This is a genomic window from Chitinophaga jiangningensis, from assembly GCF_900142605.1.
Taxonomy (GTDB): domain Bacteria; phylum Bacteroidota; class Bacteroidia; order Chitinophagales; family Chitinophagaceae; genus Chitinophaga; species Chitinophaga jiangningensis.
The window spans coordinates 344,183-363,139 of sequence record NZ_FRBL01000004.1; the positions used below are offsets into that span (position 1 = coordinate 344,183).

The 18,957-nt window shown below is 48.0% G+C and carries 18 protein-coding genes; 10 read left to right on the forward strand and 8 right to left on the reverse strand.

The genetic code is table 11. From position 1 onward, the window contains the following. Positions 1-5: 5 nt before the first annotated feature. Entirely contained in the window at positions 6-1,460 is a 1,455-nt protein-coding gene (locus BUB18_RS11645) for an OmpA family protein (RefSeq protein ID WP_178372124.1), read from the forward strand. On the opposite strand, the gene BUB18_RS11650 is transcribed toward BUB18_RS11645, so the two are convergent. Then, positions 1,442-2,182 (reverse strand): alpha/beta hydrolase, encoded by a 741-nt coding sequence (locus tag BUB18_RS11650; RefSeq protein WP_073080926.1) that lies wholly within the window; start codon positions 2,180-2,182, stop codon positions 1,442-1,444. The genes BUB18_RS11645 and BUB18_RS11650 overlap by 19 nt on opposite strands. Before the next feature lie 62 nt (positions 2,183-2,244). Between BUB18_RS11650 and BUB18_RS11655 the strand changes: the two genes are divergently transcribed. The 7 genes from BUB18_RS11655 (at position 2,245) to BUB18_RS11685 (ending at position 8,736) form a co-directional block, all read left to right on the forward strand. After that, positions 2,245-2,952 carry an esterase family protein gene (locus tag BUB18_RS11655; protein WP_073080928.1) on the forward strand — a complete coding sequence of 236 codons (708 nt, stop codon included), beginning with the start codon at positions 2,245-2,247 and terminating at the stop codon, positions 2,950-2,952. Positions 2,953-2,955: 3 nt separating this feature from the next. Further along, positions 2,956-3,912 carry an ATP-grasp domain-containing protein gene (locus BUB18_RS11660; RefSeq protein WP_073080930.1) on the forward strand — a complete coding sequence of 319 codons (957 nt, stop codon included), beginning with the start codon at positions 2,956-2,958 and terminating at the stop codon, positions 3,910-3,912. Between the two features lie 46 nt (positions 3,913-3,958). Continuing rightward, positions 3,959-5,059, forward strand: a complete 1,101-nt coding sequence (locus BUB18_RS11665; RefSeq protein ID WP_073080932.1) for a carboxylate-amine ligase — start codon at positions 3,959-3,961, stop codon at positions 5,057-5,059. A gap of 38 nt (positions 5,060-5,097) precedes the next feature. Then, complete coding sequence (locus BUB18_RS11670; RefSeq protein WP_073080933.1) at positions 5,098-5,982, forward strand: type 1 glutamine amidotransferase; 885 nt, start codon at positions 5,098-5,100, stop codon at positions 5,980-5,982. A 1-nt stretch (position 5,983) separates the two neighbouring features. After that, positions 5,984-7,177: a hypothetical protein gene (locus tag BUB18_RS11675; RefSeq protein WP_073080935.1), complete on the forward strand. Its 1,194-nt coding sequence runs from the start codon at positions 5,984-5,986 to the stop codon at positions 7,175-7,177. Between the two features lie 63 nt (positions 7,178-7,240). Further along, the gene (locus BUB18_RS11680) at positions 7,241-8,320 is read left to right on the forward strand and encodes a hypothetical protein (RefSeq protein ID WP_073080937.1); all 1,080 of its coding nucleotides are present in this window, start codon (positions 7,241-7,243) and stop codon (positions 8,318-8,320) included. 23 nt (positions 8,321-8,343) lie between these two features. Next, complete coding sequence (locus tag BUB18_RS11685; protein ID WP_073080939.1) at positions 8,344-8,736, forward strand: RidA family protein; 393 nt, start codon at positions 8,344-8,346, stop codon at positions 8,734-8,736. A gap of 128 nt (positions 8,737-8,864) precedes the next feature. Here BUB18_RS11685 and BUB18_RS11690 read toward each other — a convergent pair whose 3' ends face one another. The 5 genes from BUB18_RS11690 to BUB18_RS11710 form a co-directional block, all read right to left on the reverse strand. After that, the gene (locus tag BUB18_RS11690; RefSeq protein WP_073080941.1) at positions 8,865-9,170 is read right to left on the reverse strand and encodes a rhodanese-like domain-containing protein; all 306 of its coding nucleotides are present in this window, start codon (positions 9,168-9,170) and stop codon (positions 8,865-8,867) included. 47 nt (positions 9,171-9,217) lie between these two features. Further along, positions 9,218-10,033, reverse strand: a complete 816-nt coding sequence (locus tag BUB18_RS11695) for a PASTA domain-containing protein (RefSeq protein WP_143159913.1) — start codon at positions 10,031-10,033, stop codon at positions 9,218-9,220. A gap of 36 nt (positions 10,034-10,069) precedes the next feature. Next, positions 10,070-11,059 carry a D-alanine--D-alanine ligase gene (locus BUB18_RS11700; RefSeq protein ID WP_073080945.1) on the reverse strand — a complete coding sequence of 330 codons (990 nt, stop codon included), beginning with the start codon at positions 11,057-11,059 and terminating at the stop codon, positions 10,070-10,072. A gap of 122 nt (positions 11,060-11,181) precedes the next feature. Continuing rightward, on the reverse strand, positions 11,182-11,532 hold the full coding sequence (locus BUB18_RS11705) for a 4Fe-4S dicluster domain-containing protein (RefSeq protein WP_073080947.1): 351 nt from the start codon (positions 11,530-11,532) through the stop codon (positions 11,182-11,184). 156 nt (positions 11,533-11,688) lie between these two features. After that, positions 11,689-12,036, reverse strand: a complete 348-nt coding sequence (locus BUB18_RS11710; RefSeq protein WP_073080949.1) for a 4Fe-4S dicluster domain-containing protein — start codon at positions 12,034-12,036, stop codon at positions 11,689-11,691. Positions 12,037-12,130: 94 nt separating this feature from the next. On the opposite strand from BUB18_RS11710, the gene BUB18_RS11715 reads away from it, so the two are divergent. Both BUB18_RS11715 and BUB18_RS11720 read left to right on the forward strand, forming a co-directional pair. After that, positions 12,131-13,129 (forward strand): acyl-CoA reductase, encoded by a 999-nt coding sequence (locus tag BUB18_RS11715; RefSeq protein ID WP_073080952.1) that lies wholly within the window; start codon positions 12,131-12,133, stop codon positions 13,127-13,129. Positions 13,130-13,352: 223 nt separating this feature from the next. Continuing rightward, the gene (locus BUB18_RS11720) at positions 13,353-14,924 is read left to right on the forward strand and encodes a trypsin-like peptidase domain-containing protein (protein ID WP_073080953.1); all 1,572 of its coding nucleotides are present in this window, start codon (positions 13,353-13,355) and stop codon (positions 14,922-14,924) included. Between the two features lie 315 nt (positions 14,925-15,239). Here the strand turns inward: BUB18_RS11720 and BUB18_RS11725 are convergent, their stop codons facing one another. Further along, positions 15,240-16,001, reverse strand: a complete 762-nt coding sequence (locus BUB18_RS11725) for a LytR/AlgR family response regulator transcription factor (protein WP_073080955.1) — start codon at positions 15,999-16,001, stop codon at positions 15,240-15,242. Further along, positions 15,998-18,934, reverse strand: coding sequence for a sensor histidine kinase (locus BUB18_RS11730; protein ID WP_073080957.1), 2,937 nt, complete (start codon positions 18,932-18,934; stop codon positions 15,998-16,000). The genes BUB18_RS11725 and BUB18_RS11730 overlap by 4 nt, the downstream gene beginning before the upstream one ends. Between the last annotated feature and the right edge of the window lie 23 nt (positions 18,935-18,957).

Sequence of the window (18,957 nt, forward strand, 5' to 3'; positions counted from 1 at the left end):
ACCTTATGAAATCCACCCTGACCGTATTACTCTTGCTGTGCTGCATGCTTACATCCGCACAAAACCTACTCCCCAACCCCGGCTTCGACGAAGTAAACATCTGCATTGAATATTTCGCTAAATGTGCGCCCAGGGCGTGGTTTCCTACTGCTCCCTTTTTCAGCAAGGTAATCTATGATGGAGATATACCGCAAGACAACCATATGGTAACCCTTACCATGGAATCAAAGGTGAATACCACTTTCAGACCTTATTACAAAACACAACTCCTGAATAAACTTACCAAGGGTACCCGTTATAAAATGGAAGTCTTTATGCTGGACACGCGTGAAAGTGCCGGGTTCCTCGATGTAAAGCTGGACACGGCAGAAACAGTACAAGACCTGCCCGTGGCCTTACAGACTACGCCTACTTTACATCTCACTAAAAAAACAACCGGAAAACCTACCGAAAACTGGATTAAACTGGAACAGGAGTTTACAGCCGCTGATAATTATGGGTACATCGTAATCGGTAATCTCACCACGCTTCCAGGCAAAATTGCCAGGAACCTGCTATGTTATATTGATAGTATGGCCTTAACGCCTATGGACGGACAAACTTTTAATGCAGCCGAAGCCGATACCATCCGCACCCTGTTGTATAACGATCGCTGGCGACATAGTTACGCCCGCCCCAACACCTCTTTGTATAGTAATGCATTGAGTGCAAAAATTAAGTTGCCTACCCGCGTAAGCCAGCGTAGCGGCCGTTGTGATACCATCCTGCTTGCGCCTGAATTCTTTACCGGTAACAAAAAAGAGATCAGCCGCGTGTATGCGGACCAGTTAGGTGAAACATTCAAGTTAAAACCTGAAGAAGTACAACAAAAAATCCTGATCAACGGCTACTCCTACCTCAAGCCTAACCTGAAGTACAACGAAATCATTGCCGCCGACCGTGCCAACGAAGTTGCAAAGTACCTGGTGTATAAACGTGGCTTCAGCTTCGACGATTTCATCATCAAAGGAAACACCAGCCCAAGGCCAGGAATGGATAGTATGGAAACAGTAGAAATTATCAGTTGCCAGCCCGCACCGGCACCCGAAGCCACGCCTGTAACGCGCACGGATACACTGATTATCCCCGATATTCTCTTTGCCTTCGACAGCAGCACGCTCAACAAAAAAATGTCAGGCACCCTCGATAGCCTGGTAGAAAAAATCCCGGATGAAAATGGTATTCAACTGGCTGTTACCGGTCATACGGACAATAAGGGAACGGCCCTGTACAACCAGGACCTGAGCATGCGCCGGGCCAATACTATTGCTACTTATGTAAAGCAACACAAGCAACGTATATCCATTGCTGTTATAAATGGTATGGGGGAGTCCATGCCCGTAGCGGATAATAATTCAGCAGCCGGACGGCAGAAAAACAGGCGGGTGGAGATTATTATTTTTTATCCGCCGGCGAAATAAGGCAACCGCAGCATTCGTTGCAGTGCCACCTCCCACGTAGCCATATCATGCCGGCCACCGGGAATTTCGTAATAAGTAATATCACTATACCCTTTTGAAGCTAAAATCTTTATCAAATCCTGCGTATCATCAATCGCATCAATTACACCGTTCCCATTTCGGTCCGCCGTTTCATCTTCTGTACCGCATTCAAAAAAGAATTGCAGCCCTGGTTTAAACTCATCCTCGGCTATGATGCGGTGAATGATCCGGTGCTGTTCATCGGAATAACCGGGGCCCAGTGGCACATCCCGCCACCAGAGAGAGCCCGAACATACGCCAGCAAAGGAAAACAGGTCCGCATGCCGCCAAACTATGTCCAGCGCGGATAAGCCACCCAGCGAAAAACCGGCAATGCCCAAACGCAGGTGCTTCCATTGGGGGTATAAAGGCAGTAAAGTGTTGGTGATAAAAGCAGCGTAACGATCTGCCTCGGCGCCATTACCCTGGAAATCAGGATGCCCTGCAACGCCATATTCCTGCAATCGCCGTGGCCCGGCGTGGATTCCCACAATCACCACCGGCAGCTGGATGTTATCTAATAATGAAGAAATCTGCATCTTCCTGAGCTCCTGACCATCGTTTACCAGCAGCAGCACCCGCGGTAAATCGCTGTACTGGTAGATGTCCAGCACCACCTCCCTATCCAACTGAGGGGCATACACGAAATCATTTCTGACCATATCTGAAGGTAAGGATTATCAATTGACGAAACTTTTATTTAAATTTAAACAAAGCTATTATCGTGACGGAGAACTTCTATAAATGGCATTCACCCAGTATTGACAGGGAATTTGAGATGTTGGTTTTCGGCCACGCCGGCTACCCCCTGCTGCTGTTCCCTACCTCTATGGGCAGGTATTACGAAAGCAAGGACATGGGCCTGATTGAGTCGATACGCTGGTTTATAGAACAGGGAAGGATTAAAGTCTACTGCCCGGATAGCTTCGACACCAGCAGCTGGTACAATAAACATATCACGCCGGCTGAAAGAGCGTACAACCATGTCCGTTACGACCGGTTGCTGACAGACGAAATTTACCCGCGTATAGTGGAAGAAACCGGTTATAGCCGCATTGCCACTGCCGGGTGCAGCTTCGGTGGGTTTCATGCCGCCTCGTTTTCCTTCCGCCATCCGGAAATAGTGAGCTACCTGTTTTCCCTCAGTGGCACCTTCGATATTAAATCGCGGGTAGACGGCCACTACGACGATAATGTTTATTTCAGCAATCCTGCCGACTTCATGCCCGGCAACCAGCACCAGGACCTCTGGCGCATGGGTATCATACTGGGCGTGGCCGACAATGACGTTACCCGCTCACAGAACGAGCAGCTGTCCGGCATGCTGGCACAAAAAAATATTACCCACTGGCTGGACATCCGGCCTGCAAGCACCCACGACTGGGCTACCTGGAAAACCATGCTGCCAGGCTACCTCGCGCTAATACGTTAAACAATGAAAAAGATCGGCATTTTATTCGGACAGGAAAACACCTTTCCGCAGGCATTTATAGACCGCATTAACCGGAAAAATCCACCTGGCATCCTGGCCGAATTTGTAACCATTGATAAGGTTATTCAGGGAGATGCCAGTGACTATGCGGTAATAGTGGACCGTATTTCCCAGGATGTGCCGTTTTACCGGGCCTATCTCAAAAATGCCGCCGCCAGTGGCGCCGCCATTATCAACAACCCCTTCTGGTGGAGCGCGGATGATAAGTTTTTTAACAACGCCCTGGCCGAAAAAATCGGCGTACATGTACCTAAAACCGTGCTGCTGCCTTCTTTCCAGCATCCGGACAATACCAATGAAAAATCGTTCCGCAACTTAATATATCCCTTCGACTGGAATGCCATCTTCGACTATGTAGGCTTTCCTGCCTTTCTGAAGCCCTATGATGGCGGCGGATGGCGGAACGTGTACCGGCTGGCAGATAAGGAGGAATTTTTTGCCGTGCACCAGCAAACGGGGCAACTGGTGATGATGCTCCAGGAGGAAATAGATTTCACTGCTTATTTCAGATGTTATTGCATCGGTGGCAAATACGTGCATATTATGCCCTACAACCCAAGGCATCCCCATGCGGAGCGCTACCAGGCCTCCTTTGAGGTGAGCGATACGCTGCTCCAAAGCATCGAAGCCGCTACCATCTCCCTAAATCAATACCTGGGATACGATTTTAATACGGTTGAATTTGCAGTCAGCGGGGAGGTACCGTATGCCATCGATTTCTGTAACCCTGCGCCAGACGCGGATATACACTCCATCGGCCCCGAAAATTTTGAGTGGGTGGTGGAAACCAGTGCCCGGTATGCCATTGAAAGGGCGCTGGCACAGGAGCCCGGCCGCGACAACCTCACCTGGGGAAAATTCATCTCTCCCGGTATTATGAAAAAAAATTCCACCGATTGATTTCCCGACATACATTTGTATTCAAAATAAAAGAACAGCAGCAGATATGTACAATGCGTTCACAGTGGGTATAGAAGAAGAATACATGGTAATGGACCCCGTTACCCGTGAATTGAGATCGCATGAACAAAAGATCGTAGAACAGGCCCACAAAGTCATCAACGACCAGGTAAAAGCCGAATTTCACCAGGCAGTGGTGGAAGTAGGCACCCAGGTATGCGCCAACATCCACGATGCCCGTAAAGATGTGGCACTGCTGCGTAAAACCATTTCCCAGATTGCCGGCGACCTGGGCTTCAGCATCGGCGCCTCCGGCACCCACCCCTTCAGCCACTGGCAACAGCAGCTGATTACGGACCATCCCCGGTATTTTGAAATCGTAAACGAAATGCAGGACGCTGCCAGGTCCAACCTGATCTTTGGTTTGCATGTACACATAGGCATGGAAAACCGCGAAATGGCGCTGCATATCGCCAATTCCGTCCGTTATTTTCTGCCGCATATCTTTGCACTGAGTACCAACAGCCCCTTCTGGGAAGGCCGTAATACCGGCTTCAAATCCTTTCGTACCAAGGTTTTCGACAAATTCCCACGTACCGGTATCCCGGATTATTTTGCCAGCATTGAAGAATACGACAATTACATCAAACTGCTGGTAAAAACCAACTGTATCGATAATGCCAAGAAAGTATGGTGGGACCTCCGCGTACACCCCTTCTTCAATACCGTAGAGTTCAGGATCTGCGATGTGCCGATGACGGTAGACGATACCATCACGCTGGCAGGCCTGTTCCAGGCAGTTTGTGCTAAAATTTACAAGCTGCGCATGCAAAACCTCAACTTTATCATCTACAACCGCGCACTGGTAAACGAAAATAAATGGCGCGCCTCCCGCTATGGCATCGATGGCAACCTCATCGATTTCGGGAAAGAGATGGAAGTCAATACCCGCGCACTGATCGGGGAACTGCTCGACTTCATCGACGACGTGGTAGACGATCTTGGCAGTCGTGAAATTATTGACGCCACCAACCACCTGATGCAAAATGGTACCGGCGCCGACCGGCAGTTACAGGTCTATGAAGACACAAAAGATCTCGTGGCCGTAACCGATTTTATTCAGCAACAATTCTTAGTGAACTGCTAAATGCAGCATTCCTCCCGGCTAATTCGTAATTTTGCCACATGCGAAACGTTAAAATAGCCGTGTTGGATATGTACGAAGGCGTACCCAATGAAGGTATGCGCTGCATACGCGAGATTCTGACGAAATATGCAGAAATGCATTCGCTTCAGCTGACATTCGATGAATTTGAAGTAAGAATCCAACAACAGGTACCCGATACCACCTATGATATTTACATTTCCACCGGCGGCCCCGGCAGCCCGGTAGACAGTGCCGGCAGCGACTGGGAATCCGCTTATTTCCAACTCGTGGAAAACCTCATGGACTGGAATAAAACCAACGCAGTTAAGAAGCCCATGCTTTTCATCTGCCACTCCTACCAGATCATGTGTCGCTATTATCAGTTAGGGAATGTATGCAGACGTAAATCTCCCGCCTTCGGCGTTTTTCCCGTGCATAAAACGGAAGCAGGGATGCAGGAAAAAGTATTCGGCGCCCTTCCCGATCCATTCTACATTGTGGACTCCCGCAACTGGCAGGTGATTGAACTGAATGAAGCCAATCTCGCCGCCATGGGTGCCCAGGTACTGGCCATCGAAAAAGAACGGCCACATGTGCCGCTGGAAAGAGCCACCATGTCCATCCGGTTTAACGAACATTTCATCGGTACACAGTTCCATCCCGAGGCCGATGCCGCCGGTATGCACATGTATCTCCAACAGGAAGAAAAGAAAGAACAGGTGATATCCCACCACGGTGTGGAAAAATACGACAGCATGCTTACCCAGCTCACCGATCCGGATAAAATCATGCTCACCCACGACCGCTTCATCACCGCCTTCCTCGATTATGCCATTTACGGCACACTCAGCGACCGCCTCGCAGCCATCGAACGAAGCGTGCAGGTGGCAGCTCACAACGATGATCAAAATACCTTCTTCTAATATGATTCCGTCCGTCAGACAAGCATATAACAAGCGTTTTACCGAAACCGCATACCACGATTTCCTGCAGGGCATGGCCGATGAAGCAGGCGTGGCACCGGCTTTCCGCGTAGCCGAAACACCCGTGTTTGTACCCGCCGCACTCACCACCAAACTGGTGCAGGCCTGCGAAGAAATTGTAAACGTTGTACTGCGTCCGGATTTCAAACAACTCACGGAAGCGGCTATCCCACACCACCTCCGTGTGCCGAACGAAAATGATCATCCGCACTTTATGGTGATCGACTTTGCCGTTACCCACGGAAACGATGGTGAGCCGGAACCACAGCTGATTGAGCTGCAAGGCTTTCCCACCATGAACGCTTTTCAGCAGGTGATGGCGGGTAATTACCGGAAGCATTTTCACATCCCGGAACAGCTCAATAATTATTTTAACGGGTTAGACGATCAGCAATACTATGACCTGCTGCGGGAGATGATTATAGGTGATCATAAACCCTCCTCCGTGATCCTGCTGGAAGTAAAACCCCAGGAGCAGAAAACGCGGATCGACTTTTATGCCACCGAAAAATACCTGGGTATTAAGCCCGTATGTATTACAGAGCTGATCCAGGAAGACAACCGCCTGTTTTATATGTGCGATGGCGAAAAAACGCGGGTGAAGCGGATTTACAACCGTATCATTTTCGATGACCTGCTGCGTCAGCAGGAACAACTGGGGCCGCATGTAAATCTCTTCCAGGACCTGGAAGTAGAGTGGATCACACATCCAAACTGGTTTTACCGGATCAGTAAATTTACCATGCCACTGCTGCACAGCGATTATATCCCGAAGAGCTGGTACCTGCACCAGTTGCCGGTGATTCCTGCCGACCTGGAAAACTACGTGCTGAAACCCCTGTTCTCCTTTGCCGGCCAGGGCGTGAAAATTGACGTGACTCAGGCGGATATTGATGCAATACAGGACCCGGAAAACTGGATTTTGCAGCGCAGGGTAACATATGCACCAATCATTGAAACGCCGAATGGCAAAGCAATCTGCGAGATCCGCATGATGTACATCTGGCCGGACGGCGCCGCCAGACCAATGCTGGTACACAATTTATCCCGACTGAGTAAAGGAAAAATGATTGGTGTTGGCTTTAACAGTAGTGACACCTGGGTGGGCGGCAGCTGCTGTTTTTTTGAATATTAGTGCGCGGGGTACGAAGATACCCTGCGCAGTACTTCCCTATATTTGATCCTATATACCTATGCTATGTTTAGTAACCTTGCCATCGATGTTGCCTTGGGGCTGGTATTTATTTACCTCCTATACAGCCTGTTTGTAACCATTCTACAGGAGATGATTGCGCGCGCCTTAGGGTTGCGGGCCCGTGTTTTATCCAAAGCGCTTCGCCGCATGTTGGACGAAGACCGGCACCGGGAAGACCTTGGATATTTCGGAAAATTCACATTTTTCACGTGGTTTTACGAAAAAGGGTGGAGTGTGGTACATTATTTCAGGCCCTTTGCGGATGCGCCTATCCTGAAAAAATTCTATGAATCGCCATCTATTTTATATCTGGGAGAAAATACCGCATCGTCCAGGCCGTCATACATCAACCCTGCAACATTTTCCCAGGCGATCATACACCTGTTACGTTCCAGCACTACGGAAAGAGCGACCGACACTGCTACGATAGCGGCTGCACTGGAGGAAAACGGGTTGCAGCTGGGCAGTCATACCCTCACGCACATACGAAATCTTTTTGCAGATGCCGGGCAGGATATTCCCCAGTTCAGGGTGCAGCTGGAAAACTGGTTCAACGAAACCATGCAGCGGGCCAGCAGCTGGTACCGTAAGCATTGTCAGACCTGGCTGCTGATCATTGGTTTTGTAGTGGCGGGTATTTTTAATGTAGACACTATTGCCGTTGCGAAAATACTCCTGAAAGATAAAACCGTGCGCCAGGAAATGGTGCAGCTGGCCAGCAGTCGCAGTTACAACTACGGCCCCATGATAGATACCTTACAGCAACACCAGCTGATGTATAAGGACAGTGCTTTCCTGCGTAACGACACCTCTCTGAAAGCCTTTGTAGGGGACACTTCCGTAATAGGAGTATATGCCATGCTCCGCAACGATGCCGGGGATGCCCGGAATGTGCTCGGTATTCACCGCGATTTCAGCGCGGCCCATCCTTACGGGCTCTCCCATCCATATCAGTCCAACGGCTGGATGGTGCTGGCCGGCTGGGCGATTACCGCTATGGCTATCAGTTTGGGGGCGCCCTTCTGGTTTGATTTGCTGGGGAAAGTGGTAAAATTCCGGAATACTCCCGCTGACAGTAAATAGTATCTTTGTATAAAAAATACGTTATGACACGCACCAATTACGCATCCGGCGCCACCTGGGAAGATAAAGTGGGCTACTGCAGAGCCGTACAGGTCGGCAATACCATTGAAGTTTCCGGTACAGTGGCAGAGGATGAAGGGAAAGTAGTGGCCCCTGGTAACCCTTACGAACAAACCAAATTTATCCTGGCTAAAATTGAGGCAGTGCTCGTACGCGCTGGCGCTACGTTACATGATGTGGTACGTACCCGAATGTTTGTAACGGATATTAGTCAGTGGGAGGAATATGGCCGTGCACACGGTGAGTTTTTCCAGGCGATTAAACCGGCAACTACGATGGTGGAAGTGAGTAAACTGATTAACCCGGAGTATTTGGTGGAGATTGAGGTGACGGCGATTAAGCATGAACGGCAGTAACGCTGTTCGCAAATTATTTTGTTAATAAAAGACACCCTGTAGTCCCGATTTAATAACAAAAGTCCCCGGGGTATCCGGGGACTTTCTTTATTTTTTTTATGTATCTATTCTTCCGTTAATCACGCTGATTAACCGTAGATTTCTCTCCATTTCAGCATACCGCCTGCCAGGTTTACTACGTTGCTGAAGCCCTGTGTTTCCAGGGACATAGCTGCCTGACCGCTGCGGTTACCGCTGCGGCAGTATACGATTACTTCCTTATCTTCCAGGCCTTCCAGTTCGTCGATTTGCATCATCTGGATCTGGCCTAATGGTACGTGAATACCACCGATATTGAATTCAGCACGCTCATGAGGCTCTCTAACGTCCACGAGGATCAGTTCTTCACCGGCATCGAGGCGGGCTTTCAGTGCTTCTGCTGTTATGTTCTGCATATTATATTCTTTTTAATGATTGTAAGGATAAAATTAAGGTATTTTGACTATTCCTCCGTTGCCGGTGCAGCCGGTGCGGTGGAATCTTTCACTGGTTTGGTAGCGGACAGGTAGAGGTCTACCGACTCACCGGAGCGCACCATGTTAAAATCGCCGATTTCATTTTTGCGGGTAGGATACTGTTTGTATACAAAGGCATTGGCAGTATCGCTTACGCTTGGGTCGATGATCACAGAACCTATGTTCAGACTGCTGGCACTGAGGATTTCCCTGGCTTCCGCATACGTAAGGCCAATGAAGTCAGGCACCGGGTTTTCGGTATTACCTCGGCCGGAGCTAAGTATCAGCGTAATGCTGGTGCCTTCAGGGACCATGGTACCTGCTTTTAGGGTACGTCCGTTCAGGAGTTGCTGTAATACCGTGTTGGTAGCGAAGTCGGGTTTATAGATGGTATCTCCTACGTTGAGGCGCATACTTTTCAGCATCATCTCTGCACTGCGGAAGGTAAGGCCTTCGAGGTCAGGCATGGCTACCATTGGAGCCACTGTTTTATTCACCGTGAGGTGGATAGTGCGGTTTACTTTAACCACAGCGCCTTTATCCGGTGTTTGTGCCCATACTGCCAGTGGTGGGATACTATCGATATATACGGAATCTCTCACTTCTGCCTCGAAGCCGGCGGCTTCCAGTTTGGAAATCGCTTCCTCCAGCTTAAGGCCTTTTACATCAGGCACGGTTTGCTGTTCACCATGTTTGGTGATCAACGGCAGCAGTGAAAAGAAGATCACCGCTATCAGGAAGAACATGGCGATAGCCGCCAGTAAGTTGACAAGGAAAGATCGTTTGGTAATAAAATCAAACACAGTTTATTACGTTAAAAGTGATAAATCAGTTACAGGTTACTTTGCCATGGCTTCTTCCAGCACGGCGCCGTAGAATTCCTGCAGCGTTTTGCCCGCGGCCCTTACCTGCTGTGGCACCAGGCTGTTTTCAGACTGGCCCGGCATAGTGTTGGCCTCCAGGAAAAATAGTTTATTATTGGTATCATCCCAAATAAAGTCGATCCGGACAATACCGCGACAGTTCAGCAAGTGATACAATTTTCCTGCCGTTTGCTGCACCAGGCTGGTAATATCATCCGGTACCGGAGCCGGTGTAATTTCGTTGGATACGCCCGGGGTATACTTTGCTTCGTAGTCGAAAAACTCCTTGCTGCTCACCACTTCCGTAATAGGCAGTACATTGAGTTTGCCACCGGAAAGGTACATACCGATGGTCAGTTCCCTTCCCTTTACAAACTCTTCGATCAGCACCTGGGAGTCCTCATTAAAGGCTTTGTCAATAGCTGGTTGCAGCTCTTCTGCTGTTTTTACTTTAGACATGCCGATGCTGCTGCCTCCTTCTGCCGGTTTAACGAAGAAGGGTAAACGTAGTTTTGCCAGGATGTCGTTAGTATTATAAGGCTGATCGCGGAAAATGTGCATGGATTTAGCCACATTTACCACATCAAAGGCAGCCACAATTTTGTTGCAATAGCTTTTATTAAAGGTGATGGCGGAGGTGACCATGCCGCAGCTGGTGTACGGAATACCCAGCATTTCAAAATAGCCCTGCAGGCGGCCATCTTCGCCCGGAGTGCCGTGAATGCCAATGAATACGGCGTCGAATTTTACCTTATTGCCATTAACGGTCAGAGAAAAATCATTCTTATCAATTTCGTGAACAGTGCCATCCGGAGCGGTATACGACCAGCTTTCACGGGTAATAATCACCTTATAGACGGCATATTTGCTGCTGTCCAGATTATTTTCAATCGTTACAGCGCTTTGCACTGAAATTACATACTCTCCGGAATAACCACCGGCTACTAAAGCTATATTTTTCTTCATAAGATGTCTGAGCAATAAGCCGGTAAAGTTAAGGAAACTTTTTTGCCGTGCAAGAGGAGGAAATGGGCGGTGGGGGTATATGATGGGAAACCGGCAGGCGCCGGTTTCCGGAAGGTCAATAGCTATTCTGCGTGCAGCAGTTGTTTTTTGGCCAGCAAGTCGTTGATGGTTTCAGCGTACCTTTCGTCGGATACGCAGCAGTCCACCGGACAAACAGCTGCACACTGCGGCTCTTCATGAAAGCCCTGGCACTCCGTGCATTTGTCTGGTACAATGTAATAATCCTTATTGCTGAAAGGCAATTGCCGGGCAGCCGCATCGGTAACGGTACCGTCTTTCAGGGTGAAGGTGCCGGTCAGGGAGGTACCGTCTTTCAGGGACCATTCCACTCCGGCTTCATAAATGGCGTTATTCGGGCATTCCGGCTCGCAGGCCGCGCAGCAGATGCATTCTTCTGTAATTTTAAGTGCCATAGGGAATAAGATTTAGTTATTAATCTATGCGGCAGCCAAGGTAAGTTATTTGGATCAAGATTTCATATAACTAAAAGTTATGCCTCATAACCGGGCAAAAAAAAGCCGCTCTGGCACCATTCCAGAGCGGCAGTAGCTTCCTTTGAATAATATTAACTAGACGTGCAGTTTATCTTTTTTACCCAGCAGTTCATCAACTGTTTCCTGGTACATTTCGTCCGGAACGCAGCAGTCTACCGGGCAAACAGCAGCACATTGCGGCTCTTCATGAAAACCCTGGCACTCAGTACATTTATTCGGAACGATATAATATGTATCGACGCTGATAGGAGCATTACGCTGGTCAGCATCCATAGTGCTGCCATCCATCAGGGTATAAGCACCTTTAACGCTTGTACCGTCAGCAATGGCCCATTCTACTCCGCCTTCATAAATTGCATTGTTTGGGCATTCAGGTTCGCAAGCGCCACAGTTAATACACTCATCTGTTATCTTAATTGCCATAGAGTAAACTTTTTGTTTAAGTAGTAAGCCATTAATTTTGTGGAACAAAAATAAAATATTCCCGGTTTAATCAAGTCATTATTTATAAAGATTCATGAATATAGCAGAAAAAGAAGCAGCGCTGGTGCGCCTGGGCCAATACCTGGCCGGAGACAGCCCTGAGTGGGTAGCGGTGAAGGACAGGGCTTACATCGCCAATGGTTGGTTTATCCCGGCCTTCATCGACAAAGCGTTGGACAATATCTGCCAATACTTTCTTGAACCCGCCAGGCTGCGCGAATGGCTGCAGTCCTACCCGGCCGCTGCCCAAACCCGTACCCCAAAAAAAATAGGCATCGTATCAGCCGGAAACATTCCGCTGGTAGGGTTTCACGACTGGCTCTGCGGATTTATCAGCGGGCACCAGGTGAAACTGAAGTTATCCAGTAAAGATGAGGTACTGATGAAGCATATCCTGCAGAAAATGGAGGAATGGTACCCCGAAATAGCCGGCCAAACGGAAGTACTGGACATGCTGAAGGACTGCAACGCCTATATTGCTACCGGCAGCAACAACTCTGCCCGTTACTTTAACTACTATTTTGCCAAATACCCGCATATCATCCGCCATAACCGCACTTCAGCTGCAGTGCTCACCGGCGAAGAAACACCGGAAGAGCTGGAAGCCCTGGCTGATGATATCATGCTGTACTTTGGCCTGGGTTGCCGCAATGTGACCAAAATATATGTGCCACAGGAATACAACTTCCAGCCTTTGCTGGATGCGCTGAATAAATACAGCTACCTGATGGACCACCACAAGTACAAGAATAACTACGACTACAACCTGGCCCTGCTGCTGCTCAATAACAGCTACCATCTGTCAAATGGTACCGTGCTGCTCCATGAAGCCGAATCCCTGTTTAGTCCACTGAGTGTATTAAACTATGAATACTATACCGACAAGCAGGCACTCGCTGCAGAGCTGGGACAAAACGAAGTGCTGCAATGCCTCGTAGGCAGGGATTTCACGCCTTTCGGCTACGCACAGCAACCTTCGCTGCGGGATTATGCAGACGGTGTGGACACCATGGCATTTATGCTGGGCGTCTAACAAAATGTCGCTTATAATTGTTAAGTTGACAGGTAGTGAATGCATCCCTGTCAGTAACATGATAGACTTACTTTACTTTAAATTAACGATTGATATAAAAATCTGTTAAAGTGAATGGGGTAAAGGATATTTGATTCAAGCCGACTATTAAATTTGTACCCAAGGCATTAAAATTGCCAGCAGAGCATTACAAATTTATTCGTATAGCTAAACACACTATAATATGAAATTCAAGCAAATTGTTACAATTGTTTGCATCAGCATTGTGACTGCTTCTGCCTCCATATTTGTGTACAGCAAATATTTCCAACCCAGGCAGGCAGGTATTTATCAGAACGGCTCTACAGAGGTCCCTGTAAACTACGCACGCTACATGCCCGGCACAGAAAACGGCAGTGCTGTCCCTCCCAGTGATTTCACCGCAGCAGCAAAGGCAGCGGTTCCCGGAGTAGTACATATCAAAACTAAGATCAATCCCCGCCAGGTAACGAATGGCTTACAGCGTAAACGCTCCATTCTGCAGGACCTCTTCGGTGATGAATTTTTCGGCGATGAGTTTAATGGTGGTGGAGACGGCCGCCGATACTACGTTCCAGGCCAGATGGCCAGTGGCTCCGGCGTATTGATCTCTGATGACGGTTACATCGTTACCAACAACCACGTAATCGACGATGCAGATGAAATCTCTGTTACACTGAGTAACAGTGCCAAAACTTATAAGGCTAAGCTGATCGGCGCTGATCCAAGCACCGACCTGGCTGTGATTAAAATTGAAGGAGCCGGATTCCCTTACCTGCTGTATGGCAACTCCGATAATGTGGAAATCGGCCAATGGGTGCTCGCTATCGGTTATCCACTGAACCTCGATGCCACCGTTACCGCAGGTATCGTGAGTGCAAAATCCCGTACAATCGGGATTAATAAGAGTCGCGGCAGCCGCAACAGCGCTATTGAATCCTTTATTCAAACCGATGCTGCGGTAAACCAGGGTAACAGTGGTGGTGCCCTTATCAACACCAGTGGTGAGCTGATTGGCGTTAACTCCGCTATCGCCTCCCCTACGGGCTCCTACGCAGGTTATTCCTATGCAATTCCGGTGAACCTGATCAAGAAAGTGGTGAACGACCTGATGAAATACGGTAATGTGCAGCGTGCATACCTCGGTGTGTCATACATGCCAAGTTCTGTGATCGCTTCCCTTTCTGACGAACAGCTGAAAGAGCTGGGTGTAAGAAGAGACGCACCGGGTGTACAGGTAACAGAAGTGGTAGATAACGGCTCTGCAAAGGCCGCAGGCCTCCAGGCCGGCGATATCATCACGCGCATTAACGGTACCCCGATCCCTGGTCCTTCCCAGATGACCGAACAGATTGCCCGTTATAAACCAGGCGACAAAATCAGCATCACTTACCTGCGTAACAATAAAGAGTACACTGCAGATAATGTAACGCTGCGTAACCTGGCAGGTAATACGGATGTGGTAAGAACCACCGTCCTGGACCGACTGGGCGCTGATTTATCCGCGCTGGACAAGGACGATGCCCGCCGCCTCGGTATCCGTGGTGGAGTATGGGTAAGCGGTATCGGTAACGGTATCCTGAAAAAACAAACTACGATGGCCCCTGGCTTCCTGATTATCAAAGCAGGCGACCAGTCCATCACCAGCCCTGACGAACTTGCCAAGGTGCTGGACCGTAAAGGGAATGTGCAGCTGATAGGATTGTATCCTGAAAAGAGCACTAATATTTACTATTATAATATTCAGACTGGCGGCGGATCGAGCGAAAGCTTCTAACTGATATCTCCCTGTATAAAAATTTTAGGACTGGGACCGGGTAACACCCGGTCCTTTTTTGTGCACTTACAATGGAGATTACTTCAATGAAAAGAGCCGCTCCCGCGGCCCTTTTCATCTTAAGCAATACCTGTATGGCTTAAAAAAACTTCACAGGCAATCAGCCATATCTATGAAAACCCATGATCAAAATAAGATATATATATGATAATCGAACCGGTTTCCCGTAAATGCATAGAAATGGCTGGTAAAAGCACAAAAAAGCCGGTTAAGCGTTCGCTCAACCGGCCTTTAAATATCATTAAAAATTATAAATTAAAGATTTATTACTCCTTTTAACTGGGAGAAGAACTCTTCCTTCTTGCGGGATGAGATGGGGATATTCTTCTGATCGCTCATCACCACAGCGGTTCCCAGGCCTTTGATGATCTTTACAATGTGGTGAATATTGATCAGGAAGGATTTATGTACGCGGTAAAAGCCCTTATCAGACAGCATTTCCTCGTATTCTTTCAGGGACTTGGAAATTAGGTGCGAAACGTTATTGATCAGCTGAATTTTGGTATAGCTGTCAAACGCCTCGCAGTAAATAATGTCTTTAAGGTCGATCACATTATACCCATCGTTTACCGGAATCACTATCTTGGAGAAGGCGTTGTCGTTGTTTTTGACATAGTCTTTCAGGATAGACGCCAGTTCGTTGAGCCGACCTTTCTTACTCTTTTTAACTTTTTCCAGTGCATCTTCGACCTCGCTCACCTTGATGGGTTTGAGCAGATAATCCAGCGCAGCAAATTTGATTGCCTGCAAGGCATATTCCTGAAAAGCGGTGATGAAAATAACTTCAAAATTCAGTACAGGAAACATTTCCAGCAACTGAAACCCATTATGCGGGGGCATCTCAATATCGAGGAATAATACATCAATGGGGTTGTTTTTAATCATTTCCGCCGCCTCATGAATATTCTGTGCCTCTCCAACTACAGTGACATCTTTACAGTAGTTTTCCAGGATATTACGCAAAATATGAATGTTGCGAACTTCATCGTCGACAATGGCAGCTTTTATATTACTCATAACATCTTAACAATGGGAATCAGTATTTCAACTAAGGTACCTTCCTTATTGCCGAAACCAGATTTAAATTTATCAATAATTTCTAACTTTCCAACACTTCCATTAAAAGATTTTATAATCTGCAAACGCTCTTTGATTACGCTCAGCGCGGTGGATTCGTGCTTCACCAGCCTGTTGCTTTTCAAGGCGTTGGACTTATCCCATCCAATTCCATCGTCGTCTACAGAGCAATAAAGCAGGTCGTCTATCATTTCCAGCCTGATTTCCAGGTATCCGCTGCTGTTTTTAGGCGCCAGCCCGTGTTTAATAGCATTTTCCACTATCGGCTGAATAATCATCGGAGGTATGTAAATCGTATAGTCTTTCAGTTTATCCTCCATGATAAACTTGTAGGTAAAGGAATGTGCAAAACGAATTTTTTCCAGCTCCAGGTATCTTGTCAGGAAGGCAATTTCTTCTTCCAGAGAAATATAGGACTTCCGGGAGTTATTGAGCATCTGACGCATCAGCGTGGCAAAATCTGCCAGGAAGTTCAGTGCCTGTTTTTCTTCTTTCTCCAGAATCAGATGCTGCACGGAGTTCAGGGAGTTGAAGATAAAATGCGGATTCATCTGGTTGGTCAGCGCTTTGGCTTCCAGTTCGGCGATCCGTCGGTTGTACTCCGTTTTCCGCTTCTCTGATTGCTTGATCCTTCGAACAATATAACGCAGAATAAACAGAATAAGCAGCAGCCCTAACAGGAGAAGTATGCCCCTCGCCCACCATTGCTGATACCAGCGTGGCAGGATATTGATATTCACGCTCAGCGGCTGCGACCAGTCGCTCTTATACTTGCGGGCCCTTACCATCAGTTTGTAGGTACCGGGCTGCAAGTCGGGAAAAGGAATGATGTTGGACATGGTAGTGACCCAGCCCGTGGTGCTGTCGCCACTAAAATTATACTGATACTCTACCTGATCCGGCAAATCAAACACAATAGTGCCGAATTCCGCCTCAAACGAGGATTTGCGCTGATAGAGATATACAAAATCTTTGGAAGGCAGGAAAGTACTGTCGCCATACCGGATATTACTGAGGTAAATCACCGGCGGCACGGAATCTACTGGCAGGTTGTTGCCTTTAAAGTAGCAAAGTCCGTTGGAGGTGGCGATGTACAGGAGGCCATCATCATAAAACACGCCCCTGATATCATCTGACATCAGGCCATCATTGGAAGTAATGTTCCTTACAATTTCCTGTTTATTTACATCGATGACACTGACGCCTTTGTTGGTGGCTACGTACAGCTGGCCCACCCCATCGTAGTACAACTGCTGGCAGATGTCGCTCGCCAGGCCAATGGCGGTAGACAGGTGCTTCACCACCGAATCGTGGTGCATCACGTATATTCCCTGGTCGCTGGTACCGATCCAGAGGTAGCCATTGATCCACTTCAGGTCTTTGATACTCTGTTTGAGGTGGGTGTTATCACCTGGCCGCATCAGCTGTTTGCTGTTGTCAGAGCAGAAATAGAGGCCGTTGTTGGTTCCTACAAAGTAGGTGGAGTCATCCACGGAAGCGATGGAGGTAACGAGCATATCCAGGTCGCTGATGGCGTAATCATCCAAAGCGATCACCTGGTTTTTGGCGGCTATACGAATTTTTCCGGCGGGGGAAATATCCACGTCCTTGAGCATTTTCACGGACTTCAGCAGTTTGGATTTTTGCGACTGTGTATTAAACTGGAACAGTGCATTGTCCGTGGCAATGAGTACGGAGTTTTCCTTATCCGGTAATATCTGGAGGACGCTATTGCGGCCGGAGGTCGTATCCAGCGTAAACTGGCGGATACTGCCCTTTGCATCAATGGTATTGAGAATACCAGCGTTCTGGCCTATTAGCAGCAGGTCTGTTTTTTTATCTTTAAAGATGCTGAAGATCGAGTGTGAATAAAGGCCGTTGGTATTATCGAGGTAGCTGAAGTAGAAGTTTTTGTAGGGGATATAGTAGACCCCGTCGCCAAAAGTGGTGATCCATATATTCCCGTCTCTGTCTTTCAGCAATGAGGTGATATAGTGATTCTCCAGCAAACGGGTGACTTTCTTCTCTCCCTTAAAAAAATTTTTTACGAGATATAAAGCACGCTGGGTACCTACCCACAGGTTATCATTATCGATACAAATATTACTGATATCTTCTCGGATTCCCCATTCAGCGCCATTAAAGAAGCAGATCGCATCTTTTTTGGTAAAGGAATACAGGGTATTCCGGAGGATGGTAATGGCGTGACTTTTTATACGTTCCTGAAATGCCGGATCTTCTAACGGATATGGGCATACGGTAATAATGCGCTGATTTGCATTATTGGGATCTTTCAGGGTTTCGAGGACGTAGGAAGTTTGTAAAGGCTTGAATATGCTGTCGTTTTTCAGCAGGAAGTAGATATCACTGCCGGAGTTACCGAGTTTATCGTAAGTGAATTGTTTGCCGGTATATTGAAGAATACGGTTGTTGGAGTTGAGAAACCAGATGTAGCCTGATTTGGGGCCGCCGTCGAATGCGTATTGGAGGTAGTGGCTGCGGGAGTTGAAGGTAAGGCTGGAGTCGTTATCCTCGTTGTGTATTACGGAGTTAAGGTAAAAGGAGGGCTTGCCGTTGAGGGTAAAAAACCATACTCTTCCTCTGGAGTCCGCTGCCAGTTTCACGACGTCATTATCTGTGAGCCCGTCTTTTTTGGAGTAGTTGCGGAATCGTTTCCCATCAAATTTGCTGACGCCGGTGGGGGTAGCGAACCAGATGAATCCATTTTTATCTTGTTCAGCGGCATACACCGTAGCGTTTGCCAGGCCGTCTTTCACGTTATAATTACGGATCATGAGGCCCTGGGAGCGGGCTTCCGTTAGGACGCAAAAGCAGGCCAGCATCCATAGCAGTATGTAGCGGAATGAGGGCATCGGATAAATTTACTGGTTTCTTT

Excerpts from the sequence above, each read along its gene's own strand:
- BUB18_RS11645 (WP_178372124.1), top strand. The coding sequence starts at position 6 with ATGAAATCCACCCTGACCGTATTACTCTTGCTGTGCTGCATGCTTACA.
- BUB18_RS11725 (WP_073080955.1), bottom strand. The coding sequence starts at position 16,001 with ATGAGTAATATAAAAGCTGCCATTGTCGACGATGAAGTTCGCAACATT.
- BUB18_RS11700 (WP_073080945.1), bottom strand. The coding sequence starts at position 11,059 with ATGAAGAAAAATATAGCTTTAGTAGCCGGTGGTTATTCCGGAGAGTAT.
- BUB18_RS11665 (WP_073080932.1), top strand. The coding sequence starts at position 3,959 with ATGTACAATGCGTTCACAGTGGGTATAGAAGAAGAATACATGGTAATG.
- BUB18_RS11730 (WP_073080957.1), bottom strand. The coding sequence starts at position 18,934 with ATGCCCTCATTCCGCTACATACTGCTATGGATGCTGGCCTGCTTTTGC.
- BUB18_RS11680 (WP_073080937.1), top strand. The coding sequence starts at position 7,241 with ATGTTTAGTAACCTTGCCATCGATGTTGCCTTGGGGCTGGTATTTATT.
- BUB18_RS11720 (WP_073080953.1), top strand. The coding sequence starts at position 13,353 with ATGAAATTCAAGCAAATTGTTACAATTGTTTGCATCAGCATTGTGACT.
- BUB18_RS11715 (WP_073080952.1), top strand. The coding sequence starts at position 12,131 with ATGAATATAGCAGAAAAAGAAGCAGCGCTGGTGCGCCTGGGCCAATAC.
- BUB18_RS11675 (WP_073080935.1), top strand. The coding sequence starts at position 5,984 with ATGATTCCGTCCGTCAGACAAGCATATAACAAGCGTTTTACCGAAACC.
- BUB18_RS11705 (WP_073080947.1), bottom strand. The coding sequence starts at position 11,532 with ATGGCACTTAAAATTACAGAAGAATGCATCTGCTGCGCGGCCTGCGAG.
- BUB18_RS11650 (WP_073080926.1), bottom strand. The coding sequence starts at position 2,182 with ATGGTCAGAAATGATTTCGTGTATGCCCCTCAGTTGGATAGGGAGGTG.
- BUB18_RS11685 (WP_073080939.1), top strand. The coding sequence starts at position 8,344 with ATGACACGCACCAATTACGCATCCGGCGCCACCTGGGAAGATAAAGTG.
- BUB18_RS11710 (WP_073080949.1), bottom strand. The coding sequence starts at position 12,036 with ATGGCAATTAAGATAACAGATGAGTGTATTAACTGTGGCGCTTGCGAA.
- BUB18_RS11690 (WP_073080941.1), bottom strand. The coding sequence starts at position 9,170 with ATGCAGAACATAACAGCAGAAGCACTGAAAGCCCGCCTCGATGCCGGT.
- BUB18_RS11660 (WP_073080930.1), top strand. The coding sequence starts at position 2,956 with ATGAAAAAGATCGGCATTTTATTCGGACAGGAAAACACCTTTCCGCAG.
- BUB18_RS11670 (WP_073080933.1), top strand. The coding sequence starts at position 5,098 with ATGCGAAACGTTAAAATAGCCGTGTTGGATATGTACGAAGGCGTACCC.